This window comes from Leifsonia sp. NCR5, assembly GCF_002105485.1.
GTDB lineage: Bacteria > Actinomycetota > Actinomycetes > Actinomycetales > Microbacteriaceae > Leifsonia.
The window spans coordinates 1-26,023 of record NZ_NCSR01000003.1; the positions used below are offsets into that span (position 1 = coordinate 1).

General features: G+C 69.4%; 29 protein-coding genes. 17 read left to right on the forward strand and 12 right to left on the reverse strand.

All coding sequences use genetic code 11. The features are described 5' to 3' along the window. Together B7438_RS03480 and pyrE are read right to left on the reverse strand one after the other, a co-directional pair. Positions 1-1,952, reverse strand: a 1,952-nt coding sequence (locus B7438_RS03480; protein ID WP_373270183.1) for a hypothetical protein, incomplete at its 3' end; no start/stop codon positions are given. Then, positions 1,952-2,500, reverse strand: coding sequence for an orotate phosphoribosyltransferase (gene pyrE / locus B7438_RS03485; RefSeq protein ID WP_085368122.1), 549 nt, complete (start codon positions 2,498-2,500; stop codon positions 1,952-1,954). The genes pyrE and B7438_RS03480, both read right to left, overlap by 1 nt. Positions 2,501-2,589: 89 nt before the next feature. On the opposite strand from pyrE, the gene B7438_RS03490 reads away from it, so the two are divergent. Both B7438_RS03490 and B7438_RS03495 read left to right on the forward strand, forming a co-directional pair. Beyond that, positions 2,590-3,435: an exodeoxyribonuclease III gene (locus B7438_RS03490; protein WP_085368124.1), complete on the forward strand. Its 846-nt coding sequence runs from the start codon at positions 2,590-2,592 to the stop codon at positions 3,433-3,435. A 106-nt stretch (positions 3,436-3,541) separates the two neighbouring features. Beyond that, the gene (locus tag B7438_RS03495) at positions 3,542-3,838 is read left to right on the forward strand and encodes a hypothetical protein (RefSeq protein WP_085368127.1); all 297 of its coding nucleotides are present in this window, start codon (positions 3,542-3,544) and stop codon (positions 3,836-3,838) included. 11 nt (positions 3,839-3,849) lie between these two features. Here the strand turns inward: B7438_RS03495 and B7438_RS03500 are convergent, their stop codons facing one another. Next, positions 3,850-4,356 (reverse strand): DUF1990 family protein, encoded by a 507-nt coding sequence (locus B7438_RS03500; protein WP_256921848.1) that lies wholly within the window; start codon positions 4,354-4,356, stop codon positions 3,850-3,852. Between the two features lie 77 nt (positions 4,357-4,433). On the opposite strand from B7438_RS03500, the gene B7438_RS03505 reads away from it, so the two are divergent. The 8 genes from B7438_RS03505 (at position 4,434) to B7438_RS03540 (ending at position 10,067) form a co-directional block, all read left to right on the forward strand. Continuing rightward, complete coding sequence (locus B7438_RS03505; RefSeq protein ID WP_085368131.1) at positions 4,434-4,676, forward strand: hypothetical protein; 243 nt, start codon at positions 4,434-4,436, stop codon at positions 4,674-4,676. A 137-nt stretch (positions 4,677-4,813) separates the two neighbouring features. Next, on the forward strand, positions 4,814-5,470 hold the full coding sequence (locus B7438_RS03510) for a hypothetical protein (protein ID WP_085368133.1): 657 nt from the start codon (positions 4,814-4,816) through the stop codon (positions 5,468-5,470). An 8-nt stretch (positions 5,471-5,478) separates the two neighbouring features. Beyond that, complete coding sequence (locus B7438_RS03515) at positions 5,479-6,069, forward strand: hypothetical protein (protein WP_085368135.1); 591 nt, start codon at positions 5,479-5,481, stop codon at positions 6,067-6,069. Beyond that, a complete protein-coding gene (locus B7438_RS20460; RefSeq protein WP_179150709.1) occupies positions 6,066-6,704 on the forward strand; it encodes a hypothetical protein in 639 nt (212 codons plus the stop codon). The genes B7438_RS03515 and B7438_RS20460 overlap by 4 nt, the downstream gene beginning before the upstream one ends. After that, positions 6,701-7,357: an LPXTG cell wall anchor domain-containing protein gene (locus B7438_RS03525; RefSeq protein ID WP_179150710.1), complete on the forward strand. Its 657-nt coding sequence runs from the start codon at positions 6,701-6,703 to the stop codon at positions 7,355-7,357. Before B7438_RS20460 ends, B7438_RS03525 begins: the two co-directional genes overlap by 4 nt. Next, positions 7,354-8,829 (forward strand): hypothetical protein, encoded by a 1,476-nt coding sequence (locus B7438_RS03530; protein WP_085368142.1) that lies wholly within the window; start codon positions 7,354-7,356, stop codon positions 8,827-8,829. The genes B7438_RS03525 and B7438_RS03530 overlap by 4 nt, the downstream gene beginning before the upstream one ends. A 1-nt stretch (position 8,830) precedes the next feature. Next, positions 8,831-9,502, forward strand: a complete 672-nt coding sequence (locus B7438_RS03535; protein ID WP_085368144.1) for a hypothetical protein — start codon at positions 8,831-8,833, stop codon at positions 9,500-9,502. A 22-nt stretch (positions 9,503-9,524) separates the two neighbouring features. After that, positions 9,525-10,067, forward strand: coding sequence for a signal peptidase I (locus tag B7438_RS03540; protein ID WP_179150711.1), 543 nt, complete (start codon positions 9,525-9,527; stop codon positions 10,065-10,067). 3 nt (positions 10,068-10,070) lie between these two features. Here B7438_RS03540 and B7438_RS20465 read toward each other — a convergent pair whose 3' ends face one another. The 3 genes from B7438_RS20465 to B7438_RS03545 are packed head-to-tail and all read right to left on the reverse strand — an operon-like array spanning position 10,071 to position 10,680. Further along, entirely contained in the window at positions 10,071-10,229 is a 159-nt protein-coding gene (locus tag B7438_RS20465; protein WP_179150712.1) for a hypothetical protein, read from the reverse strand. After that, on the reverse strand, positions 10,229-10,402 hold the full coding sequence (locus B7438_RS20470) for a hypothetical protein (protein ID WP_179150713.1): 174 nt from the start codon (positions 10,400-10,402) through the stop codon (positions 10,229-10,231). The genes B7438_RS20465 and B7438_RS20470 overlap by 1 nt, the downstream gene beginning before the upstream one ends. Further along, the gene (locus B7438_RS03545) at positions 10,399-10,680 is read right to left on the reverse strand and encodes a hypothetical protein (protein WP_085368149.1); all 282 of its coding nucleotides are present in this window, start codon (positions 10,678-10,680) and stop codon (positions 10,399-10,401) included. The genes B7438_RS20470 and B7438_RS03545 overlap by 4 nt, the downstream gene beginning before the upstream one ends. A 204-nt stretch (positions 10,681-10,884) precedes the next feature. Between B7438_RS03545 and B7438_RS03550 the strand changes: the two genes are divergently transcribed. Then, positions 10,885-13,185 carry a LuxR C-terminal-related transcriptional regulator gene (locus B7438_RS03550; RefSeq protein ID WP_085368151.1) on the forward strand — a complete coding sequence of 767 codons (2,301 nt, stop codon included), beginning with the start codon at positions 10,885-10,887 and terminating at the stop codon, positions 13,183-13,185. A gap of 60 nt (positions 13,186-13,245) precedes the next feature. After that, a complete protein-coding gene (locus B7438_RS03555; RefSeq protein WP_085368153.1) occupies positions 13,246-13,968 on the forward strand; it encodes an RNA polymerase sigma factor in 723 nt (240 codons plus the stop codon). Here B7438_RS03555 and B7438_RS03560 read toward each other — a convergent pair. From B7438_RS03560 to B7438_RS03570, 3 genes are all read right to left on the reverse strand, one after another. Beyond that, positions 13,866-15,311 (reverse strand): phytoene desaturase family protein, encoded by a 1,446-nt coding sequence (locus B7438_RS03560; RefSeq protein ID WP_373270184.1) that lies wholly within the window; start codon positions 15,309-15,311, stop codon positions 13,866-13,868. The genes B7438_RS03555 and B7438_RS03560 overlap by 103 nt on opposite strands. 62 nt (positions 15,312-15,373) lie before the next feature. Next, a complete protein-coding gene (locus B7438_RS03565) occupies positions 15,374-16,618 on the reverse strand; it encodes an HTTM domain-containing protein (protein ID WP_085368156.1) in 1,245 nt (414 codons plus the stop codon). Continuing rightward, positions 16,615-17,442, reverse strand: a complete 828-nt coding sequence (locus B7438_RS03570; RefSeq protein WP_256921849.1) for a DUF5819 family protein — start codon at positions 17,440-17,442, stop codon at positions 16,615-16,617. Before B7438_RS03570 ends, B7438_RS03565 begins: the two co-directional genes overlap by 4 nt. 174 nt (positions 17,443-17,616) lie before the next feature. On the opposite strand from B7438_RS03570, the gene B7438_RS03575 reads away from it, so the two are divergent. The 3 genes from B7438_RS03575 (at position 17,617) to B7438_RS03585 (ending at position 20,621) form a co-directional block, all read left to right on the forward strand. Continuing rightward, positions 17,617-18,468 (forward strand): ABC transporter ATP-binding protein, encoded by an 852-nt coding sequence (locus tag B7438_RS03575; RefSeq protein WP_085368158.1) that lies wholly within the window; start codon positions 17,617-17,619, stop codon positions 18,466-18,468. 190 nt (positions 18,469-18,658) lie between these two features. Next, on the forward strand, positions 18,659-19,696 hold the full coding sequence (locus B7438_RS03580) for an aliphatic sulfonate ABC transporter substrate-binding protein (protein ID WP_085368159.1): 1,038 nt from the start codon (positions 18,659-18,661) through the stop codon (positions 19,694-19,696). 7 nt (positions 19,697-19,703) lie between these two features. Further along, entirely contained in the window at positions 19,704-20,621 is a 918-nt protein-coding gene (locus tag B7438_RS03585; RefSeq protein WP_256921850.1) for an ABC transporter permease, read from the forward strand. A 34-nt stretch (positions 20,622-20,655) separates the two neighbouring features. Here the strand turns inward: B7438_RS03585 and B7438_RS03590 are convergent, their stop codons facing one another. From B7438_RS03590 to B7438_RS03600, 3 genes are all read right to left on the reverse strand, one after another. Beyond that, entirely contained in the window at positions 20,656-22,059 is a 1,404-nt protein-coding gene (locus B7438_RS03590) for an APC family permease (protein ID WP_085368161.1), read from the reverse strand. Between the two features lie 122 nt (positions 22,060-22,181). Next, positions 22,182-22,949, reverse strand: a complete 768-nt coding sequence (locus tag B7438_RS03595; RefSeq protein ID WP_085368164.1) for an SDR family oxidoreductase — start codon at positions 22,947-22,949, stop codon at positions 22,182-22,184. A 39-nt stretch (positions 22,950-22,988) separates the two neighbouring features. Then, positions 22,989-23,717 (reverse strand): DNA alkylation repair protein, encoded by a 729-nt coding sequence (locus tag B7438_RS03600; RefSeq protein WP_218775128.1) that lies wholly within the window; start codon positions 23,715-23,717, stop codon positions 22,989-22,991. Positions 23,718-23,898: 181 nt separating this feature from the next. Between B7438_RS03600 and B7438_RS03605 the strand changes: the two genes are divergently transcribed. Beyond that, entirely contained in the window at positions 23,899-25,344 is a 1,446-nt protein-coding gene (locus B7438_RS03605; RefSeq protein ID WP_085368168.1) for a DUF6421 family protein, read from the forward strand. Further along, the gene (locus B7438_RS03610; RefSeq protein WP_256921851.1) at positions 25,341-26,021 is read left to right on the forward strand and encodes an SDR family oxidoreductase; all 681 of its coding nucleotides are present in this window, start codon (positions 25,341-25,343) and stop codon (positions 26,019-26,021) included. Before B7438_RS03605 ends, B7438_RS03610 begins: the two co-directional genes overlap by 4 nt. The last annotated feature ends 2 nt before the right edge of the window (positions 26,022-26,023 follow it).

Consider the following 26,023-nt stretch of genomic DNA (forward strand, 5'->3'; position numbering starts at 1 on the left):
CCGCCGGAGCGTGGGGGTGTGGGGCCGGAGGCGGTGGGAGTCTGGCCGGTGGCTACCGGCGCGGGGGCGGCTGGCGCCACCGGCGGCGCGAGGGCGATGGTCTCCGCCGTCGCGGGGGAGGCGAGCTCGGGGAAGAGGATGGTCGCCGCCGTGGGTGCCTGGCCCTCCTCGTCGGTGTCGCGGGTGTCGTCGTCCTGCTCGCTGTCGTGGTCGTCGGGGGCTCCCGCATCCACTGCCGCGGTCGATCCGGTGAACGGTGCGGGCTCGCTCGCCTCGCCGATGCTCTCGGCGTCGAGGGGCTGGGTGGCCGGGGACGGCAGAGCGCCGAGCAGCAGCGTCGCCTCCTCGATCGGCGGGACCGTGGCCGGAGGAACATCCGGGATCGAGTCGGTGTCGGTGGGAGCAAGCTCGCTGGGCTCCGGCTCGCCCGGCTCGGGGTCACCGGGCCTGGCGCGGAGGAGTGCGGCGATCTCCGCCGTGTCGAGCTTGGCCGTGGGGACGTCGGCCTGGCTCGGCTCGGGGGTGGCGGTCGGCTCGAAGAGGCGCGACGCGTCCGGGGGCGGGAGCACGGGCGGCGTCGGCGGGACGGGAGGCGCAGGAGGCGTGAAGGCGGCGGGCGCAGCGGGCGCGGCTTCCGGAGGCGTCAGTGCGCCGGGCGGGATCGGGATGATGCCAGTGGTGTCGCCGATTACCGAACGGCTGGTGGAGGTGGGCTCTTCGTCGTCCTCGCCGAAGAAGCCGAGCAGCGCGGCGAGGCCGTGGCTCTCCTCCTCGGGCTCGCCTGCCGACGTCGGTTCTGGCTCGGGTGCGGGCTCCGGCTCTGGCTCAGGTTCTGGCTCAGCTTCCTGCGCTGGTGCTGGCTGCGCAGGCACCGGCTCGGGCGTCACGGGGACAGCAATGGATGGGCGGAACAGCGGCGGCTCTGCTGGTTCGTCCGGCGTGGCTGAAGTGGGTTCGACGGGTGCAGCGGGCTCGGCGGCGGTGAGCTCGGGTGCGACCGCGGGCTCGACGGGTGCAGCAGGCTCAGCGGCGGTGGGCTCGGGTGCGACCGCGGGCTCGGCGTCGATGTTCCACACGGGGGGCTGCGGGAGGCGGAGCGATTCGTAGAAGCTGGGCGGCTCGAAGGTGGTGGTGTCCGGCGGGGTCGGCTCGCGGCGCTCCGGCTCGGCTGCCTCCGGTTCCGCGGATTCCGTGTGGGACGACGACTCGTAGGAATCGAACGACGGCACCGGGATCACCGGCGGCACCGCCGGCGCTGCGGGAGCGATCGGCTCCGCCACGGGCTCCGCGACGGGCGCGGACTCGTCGGGGGTTTCCGCCTGCTCGGTGCTGGTGTCGTCGAGGTGCCAGACGGTGCTGGAGGCGGGCTGGGCGGGCTCGTCCACGAGAGGGTCTGTCCCGACGCCGGGCGTGAGGTGCCAGCTGAAGCCGGAACCCTGCTCGGGCTCCTCGACCGGTTCGGCTGCCTGCTCGGGCTGCACCGGACCCTCGGCCGGGAGCTCAGGCTCGACCACCGGGTTCAGGAACAGCTCGAACGTGTCCTGGGCGTTCGGCGCCTCGTCGGAGCGGTGCTGTTCGGTCTCGGGAACCACGGGCAACGCGACCGTCGGTTCTGCGGCCTCTGGAATGACGGGCAACGCGACCGTCGGCTCTGCGGCCTCCGGTTCGTGGCTGGGCACTGGAGCGTTCTCCGGCGCGACATGGGCGGCGGGGACGGCAGGAGCATCCGGAGTATCTGCGTCCGGAGCGTCCGGAGCACCAGCATCCGGCGCATCCACCCCACCCGCATCCGGCGTATCCGCCGCATCCGCCTGCTCCGCCGGGCGCGCCACGCGCCGCCCGCCGGTGAGCTGCTGCAGCAGCCATTCCGAACTGCCGAACTCGGGTTCGTGCGTGTCGGGGCGCTCGTCGCCCTCGGCGTCGTCCGATCCCGGGTGGCGTTCGTCGGTCACTACTCGAGCCCCAGGTCCTTCAGGCCGATGGCGGCGAAGTACGGGTAGCCGGCCTCTTCGATGACCTCGCGCGCGCCCGTGTTGCGGTCGACGACGACGGCGACGCCGACGATCTCAGCGCCGACCTTCTTCAGCGCTTCGATCGCTTTCAGCGGCGAACCGCCCGTCGTGGACGTGTCTTCGAGCACGATCACGCGCTTGCCGGCGAGGTCCGGGCCCTCGACCTGCTTGCCGCGGCCGTGGTCCTTGGGCTCCTTGCGGACAACGAACGCGTCGTACGCGAGCCCGCGGGCGGCGCCCTGGTGCAGGATCGCGGCGGCGACGGGGTCTGCGCCCATCGTCATCCCACCGACCGCGAACACGTCGGGGACGTCGGCGATGAGGTCGATCATCACCTGGCCGATGAGGGGCGCGACACGGTGGTCGAGGCTGACCTTGCGCAGGTCGACGTAGTAGCTCGCCTTCTTGCCGCTCGTGAGTGTGAAGTCCCCGTGGAACACGGCTTCGGCCGAGATGTAGTCGATGAGCTGCTGTCTTGCGTCGGTCACGTCCCCGATTCTAGGGGGGAACACGGCGAAAACGCCTCCCCACCAGGCCGTGACCCGTGGCTGTCTGCGGTGGCCGATACGATCGAGGCATGCGCGTTGCGACCTGGAATGTGAACTCGATCCGCACCCGAGTGGGCCGTACCGTCGACTGGATGGTCCGCGAAGACGTGGATGTGCTGGCCATGCAGGAGATCAAGTGCAAGCCGGAGCAGTTCCCGATGCAGCAGTTCGAGGATGCCGGATACGAGGTGGTGCTGCACGGGCTCAACCAGTGGAACGGCGTCGCGATCGCGAGCCGTCTGCCGATCGAGGACGTCGAGATCGGCTTCCCAGACATGCCGGGCTTCCTCAAAGGACACGAGGGCCCCGACCTGCCCAAGGAGGCGCGGGCGATCGGTGCGACCATCGGCGGCATCCGGGTGTGGAGCCTGTACGTGCCGAACGGCAGGGCGCTCGACGACCCGCACTTCCACTACAAGCTCGACTGGCTGGCCACCCTCGCCGCGGACACCCAGCGCTGGCTCGCCGAGCAGCCGGACCTGCCGCTCGCGCTGATGGGCGACTGGAACGTCGCCCCGCTCGACTCCGACGTCGGCGACCCCAGCCTCATCCCGGGCGTCTCGACCCACATCTCCCCGCCGGAGCGCAGCGCGTTCAGCGCGTTCGAGACGATCGGGCTGACGGACGTCGTTCGCCCGCTCGTGCCGGAGGGCTACACCTACTGGGACTACAAGCAGCTGCGTTTCCCGCGCAACGAAGGCCTGCGCATCGACTTCATCCTCGGCTCCAAGCCGTTCGCCGATCTGGTCACGTCGGCGAGCATCCACCGCAACGAGCGCAAGGGCGAAGCCCCGAGCGACCACGTGCCGGTGCTGGTCGAACTCGACCTCGGGGGCGACGAGGACGACGACGACCGGCCGATGATCTTCGGATAGGGGTCGGCGGCGCGTCTGCGGTCGGAGAATATCCTGACATTCTGCGTTTGTGACGGTTTCCTGGTCGTGATTCCCCATCGACGGGGACCTCACGAATGGACGTGAAATGCGGAGAATCGCTGACGACTTCCGGCCCAACGCCGCCAGCATCACCATCCTCGGCATCGGAGCGGGTCTCCTCGCGGCCGGCGCGATTCTGGCCGTCGCGGGGATACCGGGTGCCGACGGCGGCTCCCAGACACTCTTCCTCCTCGCGACGGTGGCGGCGCTCGCGGCAGCCGTCGTGGGGTTTCTCGTCAACCTTCGGCGGGACGGGAATACCCTCCTCAGCACGGGCATCCCCAACGCCGCCCTAGCGTGCGCAGTCGGAGTCGTGGTAAACGTTCGACGACAGCGAGAGTAGCCTGCCCACGCTCAGCGCAACGCCCGCAGGTAGCGCCGCTTGGCGACGCGCTGCGCGACCAGCAGCACCGGGAACAGTGCGCGCCACGGCTGCTGCGGCGCCGCCCTGGTCAGCGAGCGCACCACGATGCGCACCTCGTCGCCGTTGCGCTCGACGATGAACGCCTCCTCGCCGGCAACCGGATGCCCGGGGAGTGTGCGGTAGGAGAATCCGACGCGATCCGGGTCGTCCACCACGCGCACCACCTCCACCGGCTCCGTCACGGTGACACCGAGGACGCGCGCGGTGATCACCTGCCGCTGCCCCGGGATCACGCGCGGCGGGTCGGCCGTGCCGCCGACCAGGAAGCCGCTCGCCGTCTTCACCCGCCAGCGCAGGATGTCCGTGGCCGCGCGAATCCACTGCTCGTCTCCGGAGCCGATGGGGGCGGAGACCTCCGAGCGTCGGTAGCCCGGAACGCTGGGCGCCCAGTGACGGAACGCTGGGGTCGTCCAGCCCGGGTCGTCAGCGTCGTTCACGAGGCGAGCGTAACAAACGTCCATATTGCCTAGAATTGATATTGGTATTCGGAACACTTTTGGGTCAGTATTTGCGCATGGCAAATGACCCTCATCGAATCACGTCGCCGAGCCGCACCGATCAGGTCGGGCTGGGCATCCCGCATCTTCGGGCAGGAGAGGCGATCACCCTCATCTCGTGGCGACGCACCAAGCAGGGGTGGGCCTTCGATGTGCGCGCCGGCAGTTACGTGGCGCACAACACCACGCACTGGCTGCTTCAGAGCGGCACAGACCGCGTCGTGCTGCCCATCTCGGAATGGTCGCTCTTCAGTTCTTGATTCCGCTTCCAAACTGATATTAAGCATGCATTGCGTAACCATGTCGGGCGGGTAAGAATGAGCGCCTGAGGGCAGCGCGGTGGCTCGACCGGAGCTCCGCGCATCACCGACAGCGTGCCCACAGCAAGGAGATCAGCATGACAATCGAGAATGCGCAGCCTCGGCGACGCTCCAGCCGTAAGCGGGCGTTCCTCGCCCTCGGCGCAGTGGTCGCGGTGGGCGCAGGCATCACCGCAGCGGCTTTCACCGACTTCGCGAACCTGAACCTCGGGGCAAACGGCATCGGCGCCGACCAGTACAACATCCAGGTCGTCGACACCGACCCGGTCACCGGCGTTCAGAACCCGGGATCCTGGCAGGAGGCCGACACCCCCGCCGGTGCTCCGATCGAGCTCGTCGGCGCGCAGACGCTGTTCCCCGGGAGCGCGGCGATAAGCGTCGACATCCCGGTGCGCAACGCGTCGACGACGCTCGGCTCCACGCTGACGCTCACCCTGGCGCAGCTCCCGGATGCCGGCGCGAACGTGACGGACGCGAACTACCTGTCGAGCCTGCGGTTCTCATACGCGCAGGCCGCCACGTCCGTCGACGGCACCGCCATCAGCGGCACCGACCTGACCTTCGCTCAGCTCAACGACGTCGCTCTCAACGGCCTCGCCGCCGGCGAGGAGTCGAGCGTGACGATCACGGTCCGACTGCTCGACCAGGCCGAGTCCGGCGCTGCCTTCGACGACAACTCGCTGAACGGCGCGAAGGCGTTCGTGCAGGCGCAGTTCAACGGCACGTCTGTCTGATCACCGCCGTGAGCCTGTTCAGCCCGTCGTCGCGTCGGCCCCCGGTGGTCCGCGTGCTCGCGTCGCTCGTCGGCGTCGGAGCGTTCGCTCTCGTCGGCCTCACCGCCGCGAGCACGGTCGACTGGGGTCAGCTGATCGTCGCGGTCGACGGGTCGGAGAACACCTTCGACCTGCAGGCAGCAGGCAGTGACGAGCCGGGCTGGACACCCACCGCGGCGTCGTGGGAGCAGGGCCGCCCCGACCCGATCGTCGTCGTCCTCCGGGACGCGACGATCGGGCCGGGCACGTCCATCGCCACGCGCGTCGCGGTGCGGAACGCCAGCCCGCGGCTCGGCGCCATCGTGGTCTTCCATGTGATGCGCCCCGCCACCCCCAACCCTCTCTTCGACCAGCTCCGCTTCACCGTCTCCGAGGGCGGCCACGTCTACGCCAGCGATGTGGATGCGGCGCACGCGTCGGCCATCGCGCTGACCGGACCGACCGCATCCGGAGCGTCGCGGACGCTGGACGTGACCGTGTCCGTCCCTGCAGATGCCACGGACGAGCTCGAAGGGCTCAGAACCCCCGTGTCCGTCCGATTCTCCGGAGTGAGCGAATGACGAGCAGACCCCGTATCCTCCGCGGACCCCACGTCCACCGGCTTCCCGCCGTCGCCGTCGCCGCCCTGCTGACGACCGCGACGGTCGCGGCCGTCGCATCCATCGGCGTCACGTCGGCGAGCTTCACCGACCAGGCCGCCAGCGCCATCGGCACGAACGGCTCTGTCGGCGGCTCGTACGACATCGCCCAGCTCGCGCCGGACGACTCCGTCGTGCAGGGCGACCCTGACCCCGTCATCCTCGACACCACGAACACCGGCACGGTCACCCTCGACGCCTCGGCGTCCACCTCCGTCGAGACGCGCGTCGTGACCACCACCGCTGCGACCGGCCTCGTGCACCTCACGCTCTATAACGCGTACCAGGGCACGCGCCCCGGCGACCCCGGCATCGCGGGGGCGGGAGCCGACCCGTACGACTACGCCCTCTACACGGTCAGTGTGGACGGGACACCCGTGGCCACAGCACTGTCCGCCACCGACCTCAACGCCGCAGCCATCGTCATCGGCGGATGGACGAAGGATGTGCCGAAGACCATCACCGTCCAGCCGCAGATGATGCGCGCGGCGGGCAACGCCTACGCGTTCAACAGGTCGTTCGCCATCGGCATCCGCTTCGACGGGGCGACATCGTGACCCGGCGGATGGGCGGCGCGCGCGCCGTGAGCGCCATCCGGGCCGTGACCACCTCCATCGTCGCAGTGTCAGTCGCCGCGTCGCTCGCGCTGAGCAGCGCACTCCTTCCCTCCGGCGCCGCCGAGGCCGCACCCTCCGGATCGTCCACCGTGAGCGTGGCCATGCCGGGTCCCGGTCACTCCTCCTCCTGGTCCGGCTCCCTCGCGAACCCCGGACGGGATGCGGCGGAGGCGTTCCTCACGGTGACGGAGGTCGGCGGCTCCGCCGACGCGTTCGGCGATCTGCTGACGGCCACCGTCACCCTCCCGTCCGGCAGGGTGCTCATCCCGGAGACGCCGGTCGCCCGGATGCTCGGCGGAGCGCCGATCGCCCTCGGCCCTATCGCCGCAGGAGCCACGGTCACCATCGACGGCACCGTCACGCTGGCGAGGGATGCCGGGGACGAGTTCCAGGGTCTCAGCGCAGCGGTCGTCTTCCAGCTCACCGCCGTCGAGAAGACGCAGCCTCACCCGCCGGTCGCCCCGCCCATCGCACTGCCGGGCACGGGGTCGACCATCGCAGTCACAGCCATCGCGGTCGCGGCCGTCGCCATCGTCGGCGGCGCGATCCTGCTCATCGTCCGACGAAAGAAGAAGAGGAGGGAGGAGCCGTGAGCGCACCTCGATCGCGCATCCTCACCGCATCCATCGGCGCCGTCGCCGCCGCAGGGCTGGTGCTCGCAACGCTCGGACTCGGTGCAGGCACCACGACCGCCGCGTACACCGACGCCACGGCGGCGGAGACCTCGCAGAGCCAATCGCCGCTGACCGCGCAGTCCGCCAGGATGATCCCGACGCAGACGCGGATCGCCAACACGATCACCTGGCTGCAGAGCGACGGGACGCTGTGGGTGTGGGGCTTCCGCGGCAACGGGCTCTCCGGGTCCGGGTCTGCCACCGTCCCCAACAACAACACCGCGCCGTCCGCGGTGATCCTCCCGAACGACGGGTACGCCGGCCCCGGCCGCCGGAGCATCGTGAAAGTCGCGGGCACCAGCCTGGACGGCTACTACCCGACCGACGTCAACACCACCGGGCTGGCCGCGCTGTCCGACGACGGCCAGGTGTACACCTGGGGAGGAAACTCGGCCAACAACATCATGGGTCGACCGTCCACACCCACTCCGTACACCCTGCCCGGCCTCGTCTCCATCCCCGGCCGGGTGGTCGACCTCGCCTCGTCCGCCACGGTCTACATGGCGCTCACCGACACCGGGGACGTCTACACCTGGGGCTACGCGCAGGCCAGGGGCGTGACCGGGCAAGGCACAGCGACCGCCTCGTCGGCCACGCCGTCCCTCATCATGTCCGGCGTCCACAGCATCGGAGCCGGGTTGTGGAACGGCTGGGCGATCAGAGGCGACTCGAGCCCGGGGGACACGACGACAGGGGTGTTCTGGTGGGGCTGGGCGAATACGGGTTCCGCGTACGCCTCCGACCCGTCGGGAGACAACATCGGTACCAATGCCAACTCCCCCACCCGCTCGACGGCGCTGTCCGCGTATGCGACCAGTGGATGCGACACCGTCGGCGTGATCATGGGCTCGGCAGACGACGAGTGCTCGATCAAACAGCTCAACGGGCATTACTTCGGGAACCAGCTGGTCACCTCCGACGGACAGCTCATCGCCTGGGGCGCCGGCAGCCAATACGGCACGGGCCGCCCATACGTCAGCGGGGCCGAGTCGGCCACGCCGACGGTCGTGCCGCTTCCGAACGGCGACACGGTCGCATCCGTCTCCGTCACCGTCGACTACGTGGAGGTGCTCGCAGCTTCGGGAACGCTCTACATCTACGGCCGGTACTCGTTCGCCTGGGGTCCGAACCCTGCCACAGGTGCCGTCTCGGCGACGAACATCGTCACCCCGACAGCCATCACGGCGTTCTCCGGGCCGGTGGCCGCCGTCGGTGGCTTCGGGTATTCGGGCACCGCGCTGCTGGCCGACGGCACGCTTGCCTCCTGGGGAGGGAGCACCCAGGGCGGGAACAGCAACCTGTACAACTCGATCAGGCCCGACTGGTATACGACCCAACCGACGAACAATGCCGTCCAAGGCATTCTGCCGATGACCCCACCAGGACTGTGACATGCCGCGCATCAGAATCACCCTCCCGTTGATCACCGCCGGCGTTGTCGCGACCGCCCTGGCGGTCCTCGGCACGACCTCCACGATGAGCGCCCTGACCGACACGGCCGCGCTCAACCTCGGCCAGGGCGGCATCGGCTCTGACGTGCCCTTCGGGATCGTGACAGTCCATCCGGACGGCACCGTGCACCACGCCCCGCCCGGAGCGGCCGCCGCGGTCCCGCTGACAGGAGACGACGCGTTCGTGCCCGGCCGTTCCCTCTCCGTCCACCTCGGTGTCGCCAACAACTCTCCCGGCGTCGCCGCACAGGTGACGATGACGATCGGCCCCTCTGATGCGGCGGGCACGGGCCAGGTGGGCAGCGCGCCGAACATCACCCCGTTCATCCGGGTCACCATCGTGGACACCAGCACCGGTCAGCTCCTGCTCGGCGGGAGCGCGAGCGATCCATCGCAGGGCGTGCCCGTCGACGCGGCGAACGCGGTGATCGGGCGCCTCGGCGCCCGGGGGGCCGCCCCGTTGACCGACGGCGACACGTGGGCGCCGGGCGCAGCGGACAGCCGCCGCGACCTGACGATCGTCCTCTACTACGTGGACACACCGGAGACCAGCGCGTACAACGGCGGCGCGACGGCACTGGAGGTGGTGTTCGATGGCTCGTCGAGCTCGTAGGCGCGCTCGACCGAGGCGGAGCATGCTCGGCATGGTCGGCTCGGTCATGCTCACCATCGCCGCGATCGTCGGTGTCGCCGCGGTGCTGGCCGTCGCGGCGAGCGCCATCCTCGGCATCCGGCCCGTGGTCGTGATCTCCGGCTCGATGGAGCCCGTCCTCCCGGTCGGCTCGATGGTCTTCGCGCAGGACGTTCCCGCCAGCACGGTGCGGGTCGGCGACATCGTCACGACGCAGCGTCAGGACGGCGCGAAGGGCCTCATCACACACCGGGTCGTGAGCGTGGAGACCGCAGGTACGACCACCACGCTGCGGCTGAAGGGCGATGCGAACATCACGGAGGACCCGCTGCCGTACGTCACGACAAGGGTCGGGATGTACCTCTTCCACGTGCCGTGGGTCGGCACGCTCGCCCTCGCAGCCCGGACCCCGTTCGGGCTGACCGCGATCGGGCTGTACGTGCTCGCGCTCGTGGCCATCATGATCGTGGGGCGCAGACGGCCGTCCGCCCGCCCCGCCAAAGGGACGGCGGAGCGGGCGGACGATCGAGCGGCGGTCGAGGGCTGAGCGCTACACGCGACGACGGGACGCTTTCAGCGTCAAGACCACGACGTCGCTGCCGAAGGCGCGACGGAGCCGCGCCGTGGCGGTCACCGGGTCGTCCCCTTCGACTTCGACCACGAACCTGCGCTGCTGCGCGGTCTCGACGACCGCTTCGTAGCGCTGCATCAGAACCCCGCCCTGGTGAACCGCGCCAGCCAGTCGGCGTACGTGTGGTCTTCACCGATCGGGCAGTCGCATTCGATGCGGATCAGCTCCCCGGTCACGCCGCTGATCGACTGCTCGAAGTGGGACGCGTCTGCCACCTGCTGGGTGGGACGGCCGGACGGTATCGTGCTCATGCTTCATCTCCATCGCGTGTGTTCGTCATGGCCGGTCTGCCCTTGCGGAACCGGCCGTCGTTCGGCGGAAACGGGTCGCCTTCGTTGAACTGCGTCGCCAGGCTCTCGAGCTCGCGCTGGATGGCCGCCTCGACGAGAGAGTTCATCGAGGAATGGCCTCCTGCCCTGCCCGCCGTACTGAGCACGGCGGTCTCTGCGCTCTTCTTCACGGAGAGACGCACGCGGACCGTCATCGTCGTTCGCAGCGGCTCCGTGAACCCGCTCTCCTCGATCGTCATGTCGCTCCTTGCCTGTGGCATCCATTCGATGGATAAGAGCCCGGCACGGCGACGCGATAACGCGGGCGCGAGCCGATGGGAGCGGCGACCGCGTTATCGCGTCGCGGGGCGGCCGAAAGTGGATAGTTCGCACACCCTGAGCGGATTTCGGCGACGGTTGCGCCGGCGTTGACTGGAAAACCCGCCCGAGAACAGAGCACCGCCATGTCGTCGACCGCCGACCTCCCGACCGAGACAACGCCCCTCATCGGAAGGAAGGCGGATATCGCCGACGCGCGCTCTGCGCTGGGCGAGACCCGCATCCTGACCATCGTCGGTGCGGCGGGCATCGGCAAGACCCGCATCGCTCTCCGGCTCGCGCACGACGTCAAGCGACGCTTCCGCGACGGCGCACTCCTCGTGCGGCTGGATGACGCATCGGACGCGCACGACGTCGTCCACGCGGTCGCCGAGGGCCTGGGGCGCTCCACCGCGGCTCCGGACACTCCGACTCAGGACACACCCGCCGCGGTGGTCGCCGCCCTCGCAGACAAGGACCTGCTGCTCGTGCTCGACACCTGCGACAGGGTGCTCGACGGGTGCGCCGAACTCATCGTCGCGATCATGGACTCGTGCCCGCACGTCAAGGTCGTCACGACGACGCGGGAGGCTTTGCGCATCGCCGGGGAGCGCATCCACGTCGTCCATCCGCTGTCGACCCCGACGTCAGACGCCTTCGATCCGCGGCAGAGTACGACGGGCGCTGTCGAGCTGTTCCTGGATCGCTCCCTGCCGGACAGGGACGCTCCGCTAACCGGCGGCCCGGATCTCGCCTCCATCTCCGCGATCTGCCGCAGTCTCGACGGCGTTCCCCTCGCGATCGAGCACGCTGCGGGCCGCCGCGTCGTGCTCTCGGCGAGACACATCCTGGAACGGCTCGACCTGGAGCTGCTGTCGAGCCAGGACAGGGATGTGATCGGGAGGCACCGCAGCCTGCGTGCGGCGCTGCAGTGGAGCCACGACACGCTCACGACGATCGAGCAGGAGGCGTGGACGCTGCTGTCGGTGTTCGACGGCCGGTGGGGCCCGGAGGCGACGGCCGCCGTCCTCGCACCGTGCGAGCTGTCCCCCGTCCGGATGCTCGACCTGATGCAGGAGCTCGTGGCGAAGTCGATCGTGGGCAGGGAGGAGGCCGACGGTCACATCTGGTACTCGATGCTCGACGGCACCCGCCGATTCGGACGCGAACTGCTGCACCAGCATCCCGCATACCGCGAGACCCGCGCACGCCATCGCGATTGGTATCTGCAGCAGCTCGTGGAGGCGAACGAGACCTGGCTGAGCGACCGGCAGGGCGCGTGGCTCACCCGGTTCGCCCACGAGCTGCCGAATCTCACGGCAGCGGTGGAGTTCTGCATCGACGACCTCGATCCCGACGCGGCCCTCGCCATCCTGGTGCGGGGGTGGAGAATCGCGTGGGGCACCCACGGCCGGCTCGCCGAATTCCGGCTGCTGCTGAACCGTGCTCTCGGGGCGGCGTGCGGGCTCGAGACAGCCGAGCACGCGATCGCCCTGGCGATCAGCGGGAGCCTCCTCGGCCTCGACGGGGACGCCGGGGCGCACAGCGTCCTCGCCGAAGCCAGAGGCATTGCGAGCGCGCTCTGCGACGCGGCGGCGATGGCCTTCGTCGACGGAGCGGCCGCGTCGGCGGAACGGGACGCACGCGAATCCATCCGGCTCTTCCACAGCGCGCTCCGGCTCGACCCTCAACCGGGATCGCCGGCCGACGTCGCCTTCTTCACCTCCGGGCTGGCGCTCGCATACGACCGTCTCGGGTTCGATCGGAGCGCCACCATCGTGCGGGAGCGTTTCCTCCGCGCAGCAGCGGCGAACGGCGAGCGCTATGAGGGAGCCGCCCTGCTCCTGCACTCCGCCGCGTACAGCCTGCGCCGCGGCGACGCGAAGCAGGCGCAGGAGCTGGCACGTCAGTCTCTCGTGCTGCTGCGGGAGTTGCGCGCCCCGCTCGGCATCGCGCACGCATTGCACGCGATCGGGCGGGCAGATCTTTCGGCCGGGGACCTCGCCAAGGGGCACGTCATCATCGACGCCGCGGAAGCCGTGTGGCGGGGAGCCGGCGAGCTGCCGCAGCCTGGGCCGTTCCCCGGCGACGCCGTCCGATTGGGCGCGCGGCACGGGTCGCCCTCGCACCAGGGACGGGCTGCAGGCGGGGAAGGGGGCCCGCGCGAGCTTCCGATCGAGGACGCCATCCGGCTCGCTCTCGGTGAGGCCATCGCCGTTCCGCCGGCGCCTGCCCGTCGCCTGGTCGACGGGCAGCTGAGCGCGCGCGAGCTGGAGGTCTGCGACCTGATCACCGAGGGACTGACCGATCGCGATATCGCCGCTCGTCTCGTGCTCTCCGTGCGCACGGTCAACAACCACGTCCAGCGCATCCTGGCCAAGCTCGGCTTCACCTCGCGCACCCAGGTGGCGGCCTGGCGGCTGCGAAGTCGCGGATACCATACGTGAGGCATTAGAATAGGTATTTATCACTACACGTATGAGAAAGCTCAGCCCGAAGCTCAGAGAATGATCCATCCCGGAGAGACCAGCTGCCGAGAACCCCGCTCTTCCGAGCCGTCGGAGAAGCGCCCCGGACCGATCAGCGCCCTTGACGACGACCTCCTGATCGCCCTGGTGCGCGCGGGTGAGTTCCAGGCGACGGACGCGTTCGCCGAGCTGTGGAAGCGCCATCTGCCCGCGGCCCTCGCCGCAGCGAGGCGCATCACGCTGTCGTACGACGCGTCGGACCTCGCCTCGGAGGCGTTCGCGCGCGTGCTCGTCTCGCTGCAGGCCGGGCGGGGTCCCGACCTGTCGTTCCGCGCGTACCTGATCGTGACGATGCGCAACGTGGCGGCGGGATGGGCGCGGCAGGCGGCCCGGCTTTCCCTGCAGGAACTCGACGACCTGGACGACCTGCCACAGACGTCCAGCGGCCTGGACCGACTCGACAGGCTCGCCGGATTCGAAGCTTTCCGCTCCCTGCCGGAACGGTGGAGGAAGGCGCTTTGGTACAGCGAGGTGGAAGACCTCAACCCCGCAGAACTCGGCGAGGTGTTCGGCATCTCGTCGTCGGCGGCGGCCATGCTGGCGTTCCGTGCTCGCCAGGGCCTACGCAAGGCGTGGCAGTCCTCGATGGATGCGGACGGTCACCCGGCGGCGATGCCGCCGGTGCGATCGCTACCGCCCGCGCGATCGGCGCCGTCGCTGTCGTCCGCGCCCATCGGATCGTCCAGCACGCCGAACTCGTGATGCAGCGCTGAACGGGCGGCGTTCCAGCCGGACAGTCCGTGCACGCCCGGCCCCGGCGGGGTGGAGGACGAGCACAGATAGACCCCCCGGAGCGGCGTCCGCCACGGGTCGGCGGACAGCACGGGCCGCTTGAGCAGCTGCCGGATGCTCGGAGCACCCGCGTAGATGTCGCCGCCCACGTAGTTCGGGTTGTAGCGGGCCGCATCCACGGCCGTCGTGCTGCGGCAGCCGACGACGAGGTCGCGGAAGCCGGGGGCGAGGCGCTCGATGGCGCGAGTGATCGTCTCGCGCTGGTCGACGTCCGAGCCGGACGGGACGTGCGTGTACGTCCACAGGGTGTGCGCTCCTTGTGGCGCGCGGGACCGGTCGAAGGTGCTGGGCTGCGACGCCAGGATGAACGGGGCGTCCGCGTGCCTGCCGCGCGCGACGGCGCGCTCCGCGGCCTGCACCTCGGCCTGGGTGCCGCCGAGGTGCACGGTGGCGGCCTTCGCGAGCTCCTGGTCGGTCCACGGCACGGGACCGGAGAGCGCGAAGTCGACCTTGGCGACGCCGGGGCCGTACCGGAACGCCCGGACAGCGCGCTCGTACCTCGGCGGGAACGCCCCGCCAGCGAGATCGAGCATCGCGCGAGCACTCACGTCGAGCAGAACGGCACGCGCCGGAGGCAGTTCGGCGAGCGACGACACCGGATGATCGAGCACCACCTCGCCGCCGAGCCGCACCAGCTCCGCGGCGAGCGCGTCGGCGATCGCCTGGCTGCCGCCGACGGGGATGGGCCAGCCGTGGGCGTGCGCGTACGCGCCGATCACGATGCCGGTGGCTGCGGCCGCCAGAGACGGCAGCGGCTGGATGGCGTGCGCCACGAGGCCGGCGATCATGGCCGGAGCGTGCCTGCCGCGGAAGCGCGCCGACCAAGCCGGGGTCCCGTGTTCGAGCACCGCCAGCCCGAGCGGGACCGCGGCCGACAGCGGGGTCGGGATGTGTAAGAGGTGCCCGGCGGAGATGCCTGCGATGTCCGCCGCGTGCCGCACCAGCGGCTCCATCAGCCGACGCCAGGCCCGCCCGTCCACGCCGAGGGCGTCGACCGTGCGGTCCAGGTCGCGGTAGGCGATCCCGGAGGTGCCATCGGCCAGTGGATGCGCGTACGACACCTCGGGAATCACGAACTCCACCCGCTCCGCCAGCCCGAACGCCCGGAAGAACGGGGAGGCGAACGCCATCGGGTGCACGGCGGAGCAGACGTCGTGGTGGAAGCCGGGGAGGGTCAGCTCGCTGGTGCGGGTGCCTCCGCCCACGGTGGCCGCTCGCTCGTAGACGCGGACGCGCATCCCGGCCCTGGCCATCGTGACGGCAGCGGCCAGTCCATTGGGGCCGCTGCCGACGACGATGGCGTCGAGACTGTCCGTCACGGAGCGGAGGCGGTGGACGCGAGCACGGGGACGTCTTCCTCGGCAGGGTCGGTGTCGTGGTCGGCGTGCCGGGCGGGGGCGGCGTCAGCGTCGGCCGCGGCGTCGGCGTCAGCCGGTGCCTCCGTCGACGCCTCCAGCGGCGCGGCCGTCGACGCACCGGCTGTCCGCGTCCTCCGCCAGGCCTTCGCCAGGCCGCCGCTGAGCTCCAGGTACGTCACGTCGCGGATGAAGATCGCGTCGATCGCGATCATCGCCAACGAGAACCACGGCAGCCCCATCAGCACGGCGATCCCGATGTGGAAGCTGAGCATCACGATCAGCGCGAAGATGCGCGTGCCGCGGCGCATCAGCAACATGGGGAAACTCACCTGCACCATCAGCGTCAGCAGAGTGGCGAACGCGACACCAGGACCCCACGTCGTGACGAAGTCGCTCAGCTCCGGCCACGGACCGAACTGGGTTACGTGGAGGGGGTCGTAGATCGCCCAGCCGCCCGACCACGGGGCGCCTCCGGCCTTGTACAGGCCACCGGAGACGTAGATGAACGAGACCTGTGCGGCAAGCGCGATGACCGCGAAGTTGTGCAGGATGTTCGTGTAGTGCTCGGGGACGACCCGCTGGAAGCGCCACCAGCGCACAAGGAAGACGGCTTTCGTGCCCTTCCGCACCGCCTTCTCGTCCGCCTTCCTGCGACGCCGCGCATCCACTGACCAGCGGTCGCCGGCAGCGGTGAAGAACATCACCATCAGCGCGATGCGCGTGAGGTTGTCGCTCTGGTCGTTGACGTTCGCGTTCGACTCGACCATTGCGACCCAGAAGAAGAACAGGAAGAACTGCGACAGCCTGGTGCGATAGCCGATCACAAAACTCAGCGCGAGCAGGATCGCGATCAGGTACAGCACCGTGAACAGGGGCGGGTTCTGCGCCTGGTCGAGGAAGATCCTGAACGGCCACAGCTTGACGAAGTCGTTGCCCGGATACTCGAACTGGCCGCTCCACGCCATCCCGGCACCCCAGGTGTAGAACCGGGTGGAGAAGTTCGTGAGCATCAGCCCGAGCATCATCGTGCCGAGCAGGATGCGTGTGACCGCGAGGCCGTACGAGGCACGTTTGCCGTCCAGGATCCAAGACTCGCCCTGCAGATACAGGGACCGTATGAGGGAGAGTCCTCCGCGCATCCCGCGTCGGACGAGGTCGGCGATCAGGGCGCCGAGCCTGCGGAAGAAGCCGGAGACGGTCATTTCTTGCTCACCTTCGCGTGGAGGGGAGCGAAAATCTCGGCGAATTGCTCCTCCGACTGTCCTGGCATGACGATGAGACCGCGCCAGCCGGTGGTCGCGAACTGCAGCGGCGGCAGCTTCGCGTCCGGGTTGTTCCGCTCGGTGAACGGGATGATGTTCTGGCGGCTGGTCATGTACTGCACGCGCACGACCGACGTGCCCCAGACGGCGCGGGCGGCCTGGACAGCGTATGCGTCGGTGTATCGCTCCTGCACGATGTATGACGCGACGACCATCGGATTCTTCTTGTCGTTCGCCTCGTTCATCGCCACCTGCATCCGGCCGAGCCAGTCGTCGCCCTTGAAGTAGTTGAGTTCGGCGATCTTCTGCTGCTCAGGTGTCAGCGCATCCCAGGCTCCCTTGAGCGAGGACGCCTGCTTGATCGCGAGGTTGGAGGCGCGCGGGGGGAACAGGTTGTGCACCAGCATCTTCTGCTCGATGCCCACGGCGGAGATCCACTCGGTGGAGATCTCGGCGCCGTTCTTGTCCGCGAGCACGGCGCGGATCTTGAGGTCGTAGTTGCCGTTGATCGGCGCCGGCGCGAACACGCTCCAGCTCTGGCCGAGCCACGGGATCATGTACTGGGTCAGCAGATTGCCTGGCACGACTTGGCGAAGCGGGGTGGGCGGGCCGATCCAGAGGAAGCTCGCGAAGATGTGCCACACGGTGACCAAGGCGACGATGGCGAGCGCGATCCGGGCTCCGCGGGTTCTGCGTTTGCCGCGCTCCGGCGGCGGGGCGTCGATCCGGCCCTCCGTGTCTCGTTCGGGTGAAAGCACGCTCATATCTCTGTCTTCTCCGGGTGGTGTGCGAAATGTTCACGCTGTTAGAGCCGAGAGAGCGGCCGCAATAACGTTGCATTTCTTTTCGGGCGGGAACGAACGGAACGCACGGTTTCGTTACGCCGCGTTTCAGCGGGCGCTGCGGGGAGAAGTGCCGAGCGATAGCGTCGAACCACCATGCCCGCCACCCCGTCCGCATACCCCGTCGAATTCGTCGACGTGGGGCGCACGTTCGTGGCGCCGCGGGCCAAGGGCGAGCGGGGCACCACCCAGCGGGTCGTGCTGCGCGACGTGTCGCTGACCGTCGCGGCCGGCGAGGTCGTCGCCATCCTCGGCGCGAGCGGATGCGGCAAGTCGACGCTGCTGCGCATCGCGGGTGGCCTCGACAGCCCGAGCGCTGGGGCAGCGCTCATCGACGGGACGGCGGTGGCCGGAATCGACGGACGCTGCGCCGTCGGATTCCAGGAGCCCCGACTGCTCCCCTGGCGCTCGATCACCGACAACGTCGCCCTCGGACTCCCCCGCGGCATCGACAGGACGGCAGGGCGCGAACGCGTCGCCCAGCTCCTCGACCTGGTGGGCCTGTCCACCTCGGCCGGGCTGCGGCCCCGTGAGGTGTCCGGTGGGATGGCGCAGCGCGCATCCCTCGCACGGGCGCTCGCCCGCAACCCCGGCGTCCTGCTGCTCGACGAGCCCTTCGGGGCCCTGGATGCGCTCACCCGCCTCAAGATGCAGGACCTGCTTCTCGACGTGCACGGAGCAGCCCCCACCACGATCCTCCTCGTCACCCACGACGTCGACGAGGCCCTCCAACTCGCCGACCGCATCATCCTGCTGGGCGCCGAGGAAGGACGACAGGGCGCGACCATCCGGCGCGTCGTCACCGTGCCGGGCAGCCGCCCGCGCGACCGGGGTTCAGCGGAACTCGCCGAGCTCCGCGCCGAACTGCTCGACGGACTCGGCATCGACCGTCACGGTCACGCGCGCGGGATCCCGGCGACCAGCACGATCCCGGCCTTCCCGTACTGATCGGGGATCCGGGACCCGGGACCCGGATGCACTGGTGCGGGCCGCCGGTGCTTTCTCCCACCGCACCGCATCATCCACAGCCCCGAGTCATCCACAGTTTTGGCAGGCGGCCCCCGCAGGCCGCGCAGGTCCGGGATGCTCGACCCACGCACTTCCACAGCACAGCACGACTGACAACCTGAGAGGCATCATGCGCCGCACATCCACCATCGTCACCGCCGTCGCCGCCATCGCGGCCGCCGCCAGCCTGATGCTCACCGGCTGCGTCGCCGGAGAGGGCCAGGCAGCGGCAGACCCCGCGAAGTCGGCCGGCACCACGGGCGGAACGCTCAACATCGACTTCGCCACGTACAACCCGCTCAGCCTCGTCATCAAGAAGGAGGGCTGGCTCGAGAAGGCGCTGAAGAAGCAGGACATCACCGTCAACTGGGTGCAGTCGGCCGGGTCGAACAAGGCCAACGAGGCGCTCCGCTCGAACGCGATCGACGTGGGATCGACCGCCGGCTCCGCCGCGCTGCTGGCCCGCTCCAACGGTTCGGCGATCAAGACGATCGACATCTTCTCGCAGCCGGAGTGGTCGGCCATCGTGGTCGGGCAGAACTCGACGATCACGTCGGTCAAAGACCTGAAAGGCAAGCAGGTCGCCGCCACCAAGGGCACGGACCCCTACTTCTTCCTGCTCCAGTCGCTCGAGGCGAACGGCCTGTCCGCCAGCGACGTCACCATCCAGAACCTGCAGCACGCCGACGGCTGGGCTGCACTGCAGAACGGCTCGGTCGACGCCTGGGCCGGTCTCGACCCGATCATGGCCAACGCGGAGAAGGCCGGTGCGAAGCTGATCTACCGCAACGTCGGGTTCAACACCTACGGCTTCCTCAACGCCACGGAGTCGTTCCTCAAGAACAAGCCGGATGTGGCGCAGACCGTCGTCAACACGTACGAGTACGCCCGCGCCTGGGCACTCAAGCACCCGGACGAGACGGCGAGCATCCTCTCCGATGTCGCGTCGATCGACCCCGCTGTCGCCACCACCGTCATCACGGAGCGCACCAACCTCGACGTGTCGAACATCCCCGGCGACGCACAGCTCAAGGTCCTGAAGAAGGTCGGCCCGATCTTCGTGACGACCGGTGACGTGCGCAGCCAGTCCGACATCGACAAGGCGCTCGACACGCTGCTCGACCCGACCTTCGCCAAGAAGGCCGACCCGAGCGCCATCGGAGGCTAGTGCGCGCATGAGCTACCAGAACTCACCGGAGGGCGACGGGGCGCTCGTCGCGACGTCGATGTACGGCACCTCGGTGGCGCGCGACGGCGAGCCACGCGACCAGGAGCCGGAGCGCCGGGTGCCCGGCGCGCGCGACGGCGTGCAGGAACGGGATGCGCGCATCCCGTTCCTGTCGCGGCGCTCGACCAGGATTGTGGGAGGCTTCGTCCTCCCGCTGATCCTGCTCGTGGCGTGGCAGCTGGCGTCGACCTCCGGTGCGTTCACCTCCGCGCAGCTCCCGTCGCCCGCGATGGTGTGGGACGCGGCGGTCGATCTGGCGCAGCGCGGACTGCTCGGGCTCTACATCGCGATCTCCACCCAGCGCGTGCTGATCGGCTTCGCCTGCGGTGCGCTGCTCGGACTGGTGCTCGGCGCCCTGGTCGGCCTGTCCCGACTGTGGGACATCTTCTTCAGCGGAACGCTCAGCGCCATCCGGGCCGTGCCGTCGCTGGCCTGGGTGCCGCTGCTGATCCTCTGGTTCAAGATCGGCGAGGAGTCGAAGGTCATCCTGATCGCCATCGGGGCGTTCTTCCCCGTCTACACGACGGTCGCGGCGGCGCTCAAGCACGTCGACCGGCATCTGGTGGAGGCGGGCAGGGCGTTCGGGCTGGGCGGGGTGCGGCTGTTCACCACGGTGCAGCTGCCGTTCGTGCTGCCGACGGTCATCTCCGGGCTGCGACTCGCGCTCGCGCAGTCGTGGCTGTTCCTGGTGGCCGCTGAGCTCATCGCGTCGTCGATGGGTCTCGGCTTCATGCTGAACGACTCCGCGAGCAACGGACGCACCGACCGGCTGTTCCTGGCGATCATCCTGCTCGCCATTCTGGGCAAGCTGAGCGACTCCCTGGTGGGGCTGTTCGAACGGTGGTCGGCGAAGCGCTGGGGCTGACGCGCGCCGCGGTCGCCGTGAGCGGCGCCGCCAGTCAGCGGGAGCGGCGCTCCGCGGCGGCGGTGAAGGCGCGGGCGATGGCCCACAGGATCACGCCGATCGCCAGGAGGGCCAGCGCGATGCCGTACTGGCCGACCGGGCGGCCGGAAGTCCACGGGAAGACCAGGTACAGGCAGGTGATCGCACCGATGGTCGGCAGGACGCGCGCCGTGCGGAAGTGCTTGTGGTCGACCGGCTGGCGGCGCAGCACGAGCACCGCGATGTTGACGACCGCGAACACCGCGAGCAGCAGGAGTGACGTCGTCCCGCCGAGGAGGGCGACGATGGAACCCTTCGGGTCGAGCGACACGTAGACGATCAGGCCGAGGGCGAGCGCGCTGGTGAACAGGATCGCGGCCCACGGCGTGCGGCGCTTCTTCTGCACCTTGGACAGGAAGCCGGGCAGCACCTTCTGCTTGCTCATGCCGTAGAGCAGGCGGCTCGCCATCATCATGTTGATCAGCGCCGTGTTGGCCACCGCGAACATCGAGATGAACGGCAGCAGGTCGGCGATCGGGAAGTCCGGTGCCGCGGCGTTGACCGCGGTGACCAGCGGGGTCTCGCTGCCGGCCAGCTCTCCGATCGGCACCAGGGCGACCACGCAGATCGAGACCAGCACATAGATGACCGCCGCGATCCCGAGGCCCGTCAGCATCATCTTGGGGAAGATCCTGCTCGGTTCCTTGGTCTCCTCCGCCATGTTGACCGAGTCCTCGAAGCCGACCATCGCGAAGAACGCCAGAGACGTCGCCGTGCTCACCGCGAGCAGGATGCCTTTGTCCTCCGGCGTCTCGAACGCCACCACCCGGGAGAGGTCCGCGTTGCCGCCGCCGATCGCCCACAGGCCGATCATGATGACCAGCAGCAGACCGGACAGCTCCACCAGGGTGAGCACCACGTTCAGCCAGACGCTCTCCGTCACGCCGCGCAGATTCACGAGCATGATCAGCACGATGAACGCGAGCGCGACCATCATTGTGAAGAAGTTGTCCGACGGCAGCCCGAACCCGACGGACAGGTTCACCGCGAACGCCCGGGATGCCGTGGCCGCCGACGTGATGCCGGACGTCATCACGATGAAGCAGACGATGAACGTGAAGAAGTGGATGCCGAACGCCTTGTGCGTGTACAGAGCTGCGCCAGCGGCCTGTGGGTACTTGGTCACGAGCTCCAGATAGGAGAACGCGGTGACCGTCGCCACCGCGAACGCGAGCAGGAACGGCAGCCAGGCCGCGCCTCCCACCTCGGCGGCCACCTGGCCGGTGAGCGCGTAGACGCCCGTGCCGAGGATGTCCCCGACGATGAAGAGCAGCAGCAGGCCGGGGCCCAGTGCGCGCTTCAGTTCGGGCTGCTCGCTGTCTGCGGTCTTGATGACCTGGGTCCAGGAAGGATTGCTCACGATGGCTCCGTTGTCGGTCGACGGTGGGAGCTACTTTATGTGAAAGTTCTCAGGAATGTCACCCGAAGGGGGCGCGACATGCCGGTATACCTTCGCGGCGGTCGGTCGACGCTTGCGGCCGGTCAGCGCTTGCGGCCGGCGAGCATCGCCTTCCACACCCCGTCGGCCATGCGCTCGGGGGTGAGCACCCGCGCGAGCAGCGGGTCGACGGCTCCGTCGAGCATCCAGGGCCGGACCACCGCGGTGACCCTGACGTGACCGAAGCCCTGGTGCCGCAGTTCGGCACGCAGGCTGTCGCTCCAGGCGACGACCGCTGCCACGGACGCGCTGTGGACAGCACCGACATCGCCCGCACCGGCGCCCGCCCCAGCGCCGGTGCCGCCCGCGATGGTGACGATGCGGGCCTCCCTGGCGCTCGAGATCATGGCGGGAAGGAACTCGCGCGCGATGTGCATCGGGGCGAGCGCGTTGATCAGCATGGTGCGCCGGGTGTCGTCGCCGTTGTCGTGCTCCCAGAACGGGGAGCTGCGCACGATTCCCGCGGCATTGACGATCACATCCACGCCGTCCAGCTCCTTGCGGACCGCCTGCGCCGTCTGCGCGATGGCGCCCAGCTCCGCCAGGTCGAGCACGAAGGGATGCACGGTCGTCCCGGGCCGCCCGGCCGACGAACTCGGCGACCGGGTGGGGCCGCCCCACGGCGACGCCGAGCGCTGCTCCATCACCTGCGCGCGCAGGCGGGCGGTCAGCGCGGACAGTGCAGCCTCATCCCGGTCCCAGAGCACGACGGCCGCCGCACCCTCGCGCACGGCGCGCTCCGCGAACAGGTATCCCATCCCGGAGGCGGCGCCCGTGATCAGCACGCGTGCACCCCGAACCGTTCTCGTCATAGGTACATCATCCCAAGTCGAGGGAGGCCCCGTGCTGCGTCACCGCCGGGCGCGGTACTCCGCCCGCACCTCCGGCGTCAGGTGCTCGGTGGCGTAGCTCAGCATGGTGCGCGGCATCCGGGGCGCGTACTTGTCCAGGAACGCGAGCAGCACATCCCGGTCGACGCGCTTCCCGACCTCGCGGAGCATCCAGCCGACCGCCTTGTGCATGAGGTCCTCCCGGTCGTCGAGGAGCCTGGCCGCGAGGTCGACGGTGGTGGATGCGTCCCCGCGTTTGATGAACGCGAAGGTGCTGAGCACGGCGACGCGACGCTCCCAGAGCACCTCGCTGGCCGCCAGTTCGTCGAGCACGTCGCGGGGGCGATCCCAGAGGAACTCGCCCAGGACGTACTCGGCGGATGAGTCGACCAGATCCCAATTGTTCACGCGGCCTCGTCGCACCGCATCCAAGTAGAACGCCGCCAGTTCCTCGCGCCGCGCGTCGTCGCGGGCCGCGGGACGGCTGGCGAGCTCGAACTCGCGATTGAGGATGATGAGCGCGGCGAGGCGGTGCTCGTGCACCTCGCTGTCCAGCAGCTCGCGGAGCTGGTCGAGAGGCAGCCCGCCGAAGCGCTTGGCGACGGCGCGGGTCTGCGGCACGCGCACGCCGATGAAGACGTCGCCCTCCCCGTACTCCCCTTCCCCGGCCTTGAAGAAGCGCTGCAGGAACACCGCGTCCTCCGGGCTGGCCACCTCCGCGAGCGCATCCCGCACCTCTGCTGCCGTCACCCGGCGAGCATAGCGAGGCGTCCCGGCGCTGGAAAAGTGCGTCGGCGAGCCGTGGGGCGCAAGGGACGACACCGGATGGGCAATAAAAGTTCGAAGACGAGTGGATAGGCTCGAATGCGGGCGCGCTCTGCGTCCGGACCAAGCGCCGCAGCCGCGGACGACCAACGACGGGAGGTTCGTCATGTCACAATTCGTTTCCCAGTTCAGTGCAAACGCCATTGTCGGAGAGCCCGAGGTCGTCGAGGACGTCCGTTCCGTGCGGTCGCTGGCGACGCATCCCGCGTGGCTGGCCCTCAAAGAGGCCGCCGTCGCTCTGCAGCAGGTGCAGGTCAAGGACGGGTCCGTGCCGGAGGAGGCCGACAAGGCCGGCGCAGCACAGCAGGTGGATGCGGTCATCGCGTCGATCGCCGAGCTCGCTCCGCACTTCCCACACGACGCCGCCTACCTGGATGCGCTGCAGGCCGACTTCCGCCGCTGGGCGGACGAGGGTCTCGGCGTCCCGGACTTCCTGGACTCGCTGAACGCGTTCCAGCCGCAGCAGCACCGCGTCGACGGGCTCGGCCACCTGGTCGTTTTCCCGATGTACACGCAGAACGGTTCGACCAACCGCCTCGTCGAGGCCGTGCTGGTCGAGGTGATCTGGCCGGAGTTCATCGCGGAGCTCGAAGCGGGCGACTACGGCAACAAGCTGTTCGTGCCGCTCCGGTTCGTGGACTTCACTCCCGGATACGACACCAACTCGGCCGTGCTGTTCCCCGAGACGGTGGCCATGCGCGAGATCCCGCAGTTCACCTGGGGCGCGATCTTCCAGGACCGCGAAGCCGCCAGGTACCGCAGGGTGGTGCGCGCGGCTTCGGAGATCACGAAGCTGCAGCTGCCGGAGGATGCGGCGGCGATGCTGGACGACCAGAAGCTCGCGGAGGAGACCTTCGTGATGTGGGACCTCATCCACGACCGCAGTCACATGCGCGGGGATCTGCCGTTCGATCCGTTCATGATCAAGCAGCGGATGCCGTTCTTCCTCTACTCGCTGGAGGAGCTGCGCTGCGACCTGACGGCGTTCCGCGAGTCCGTGCGGCAGGAGCGCGAGCTGAAGGCGCTGCCGGATGCGGAGCTCTCCGACGCGCAGCGGGAGATCCGTGACCACGCGAAGCTGGTGCAGTACGCGGTGATCTTCGACCGGATCTTCCGGTTCGCGATCACCGGCAGCCGCGTCCGGAACTACGACGGCCTGGGCGGGCAGTTGCTGTTCGCGTGGATGCACCAGCACGACGTGCTGCACTGGACGGACACGCAGCTCACCATCGACTGGGACGGTGTTCCCGAGGTCGTCGTCGCACTCAGCGACCGGATCAACGAACTGTACTGGCGGTCCATCGACCGTCCCAAGGTGGCGCACTGGCTGGCCGCGTACGAGATGCTGACCGAGACGCTCACCCCGAACCCGGCATCCAACTGGGCGCGAGGGCTTCCGGATGAGATCCTCGCCGGGGTGCCGAAGGGTTACACCGATGCGGTGCTGGACGACGAGTTCCCGCTCTCGATGTTCTACGAGGCGCTGAACAAGAAGATGGCCACCGTCATCGAATCCACAGCAGGCATCACCGGCCACTCGGACGACAAGTGACGGAAAGCCTGCCCCTCTCCGGGCGGCTGGTGCTGGTCGCCGGTGCGACCAGCACCAGCGGCGAGGCCGTGTCGCGTTCGCTCGTCGAGGCGGGCGCGACGGTCCTCGCCGTCGGCACGCGGCGGGAGGCGCTCGACGCCCTGGCCGCTGCCGTGCCCGGCGTCGACACCCGGGTCTGCGACCTGGCCGACCGGGATGCCGTGGCCGAGCTGGCCATGCGCATCCACCTGAAGTTCGGCGCGATCGACGGGCTGATCCACCTGGTCGGCGGCTGGCGAGGCGGCGGCGGGATCGCCGGGCAGTCCGACGACGACTGGGACTTCCTGGAGCGCGGGTTCCGCACGCTGCGCAACACGACGCGGGTGTTCTACGACGACCTCGTCGCGTCGCCGGCCGGGCGGCTCGCCATCGTGTCGTCCACCGCGGTCGAACGGCCGTACGCCGGTGGCGCGAACTACGCCGCCGCGAAGGCGGCCGCCGACGCGTGGACCAGGTCGGTCGCGCAGGGGTTCGCGAAGGAGGCGCCGAACGCGGCGGCCGTCGTCTTCGTGGTGACGTCGCTGTCCGGGCTCGAGGACACGCTCGGCGCAGCCGTCGTGCAGCTCTGGGAGGGCGATCCCTCCACAATCAACGGCACGCGCGAGTTGCTCACAACTTCCGCCGACGCCGCGAACTGACT

Bases quoted from the DNA above. Each gene is read 5' to 3' on its own strand.
- B7438_RS03490 (WP_085368124.1), top strand. From the start codon at position 2,590: ATGCGCGTTGCGACCTGGAATGTGAACTCGATCCGCACCCGAGTGGGC.
- B7438_RS03495 (WP_085368127.1), top strand. From the start codon at position 3,542: ATGCGGAGAATCGCTGACGACTTCCGGCCCAACGCCGCCAGCATCACC.
- B7438_RS03505 (WP_085368131.1), top strand. From the start codon at position 4,434: ATGGCAAATGACCCTCATCGAATCACGTCGCCGAGCCGCACCGATCAG.
- B7438_RS03510 (WP_085368133.1), top strand. From the start codon at position 4,814: ATGACAATCGAGAATGCGCAGCCTCGGCGACGCTCCAGCCGTAAGCGG.
- B7438_RS20460 (WP_179150709.1), top strand. From the start codon at position 6,066: ATGACGAGCAGACCCCGTATCCTCCGCGGACCCCACGTCCACCGGCTT.
- B7438_RS03535 (WP_085368144.1), top strand. From the start codon at position 8,831: ATGCCGCGCATCAGAATCACCCTCCCGTTGATCACCGCCGGCGTTGTC.
- B7438_RS03540 (WP_179150711.1), top strand. From the start codon at position 9,525: ATGCTCGGCATGGTCGGCTCGGTCATGCTCACCATCGCCGCGATCGTC.
- B7438_RS20465 (WP_179150712.1), bottom strand. From the start codon at position 10,229: ATGCAGCGCTACGAAGCGGTCGTCGAGACCGCGCAGCAGCGCAGGTTC.
- B7438_RS20470 (WP_179150713.1), bottom strand. From the start codon at position 10,402: ATGAGCACGATACCGTCCGGCCGTCCCACCCAGCAGGTGGCAGACGCG.
- B7438_RS03545 (WP_085368149.1), bottom strand. From the start codon at position 10,680: ATGACGATCGAGGAGAGCGGGTTCACGGAGCCGCTGCGAACGACGATG.
- B7438_RS03550 (WP_085368151.1), top strand. From the start codon at position 10,885: ATGTCGTCGACCGCCGACCTCCCGACCGAGACAACGCCCCTCATCGGA.
- B7438_RS03555 (WP_085368153.1), top strand. From the start codon at position 13,246: ATGATCCATCCCGGAGAGACCAGCTGCCGAGAACCCCGCTCTTCCGAG.
- B7438_RS03560 (WP_373270184.1), bottom strand. From the start codon at position 15,311: ATGGCCAGGGCCGGGATGCGCGTCCGCGTCTACGAGCGAGCGGCCACC.
- B7438_RS03565 (WP_085368156.1), bottom strand. From the start codon at position 16,618: ATGACCGTCTCCGGCTTCTTCCGCAGGCTCGGCGCCCTGATCGCCGAC.
- B7438_RS03570 (WP_256921849.1), bottom strand. From the start codon at position 17,442: ATGAGCGTGCTTTCACCCGAACGAGACACGGAGGGCCGGATCGACGCC.
- B7438_RS03575 (WP_085368158.1), top strand. From the start codon at position 17,617: ATGCCCGCCACCCCGTCCGCATACCCCGTCGAATTCGTCGACGTGGGG.
- B7438_RS03580 (WP_085368159.1), top strand. From the start codon at position 18,659: ATGCGCCGCACATCCACCATCGTCACCGCCGTCGCCGCCATCGCGGCC.
- B7438_RS03585 (WP_256921850.1), top strand. From the start codon at position 19,704: ATGAGCTACCAGAACTCACCGGAGGGCGACGGGGCGCTCGTCGCGACG.
- B7438_RS03595 (WP_085368164.1), bottom strand. From the start codon at position 22,949: ATGACGAGAACGGTTCGGGGTGCACGCGTGCTGATCACGGGCGCCGCC.
- B7438_RS03605 (WP_085368168.1), top strand. From the start codon at position 23,899: ATGTCACAATTCGTTTCCCAGTTCAGTGCAAACGCCATTGTCGGAGAG.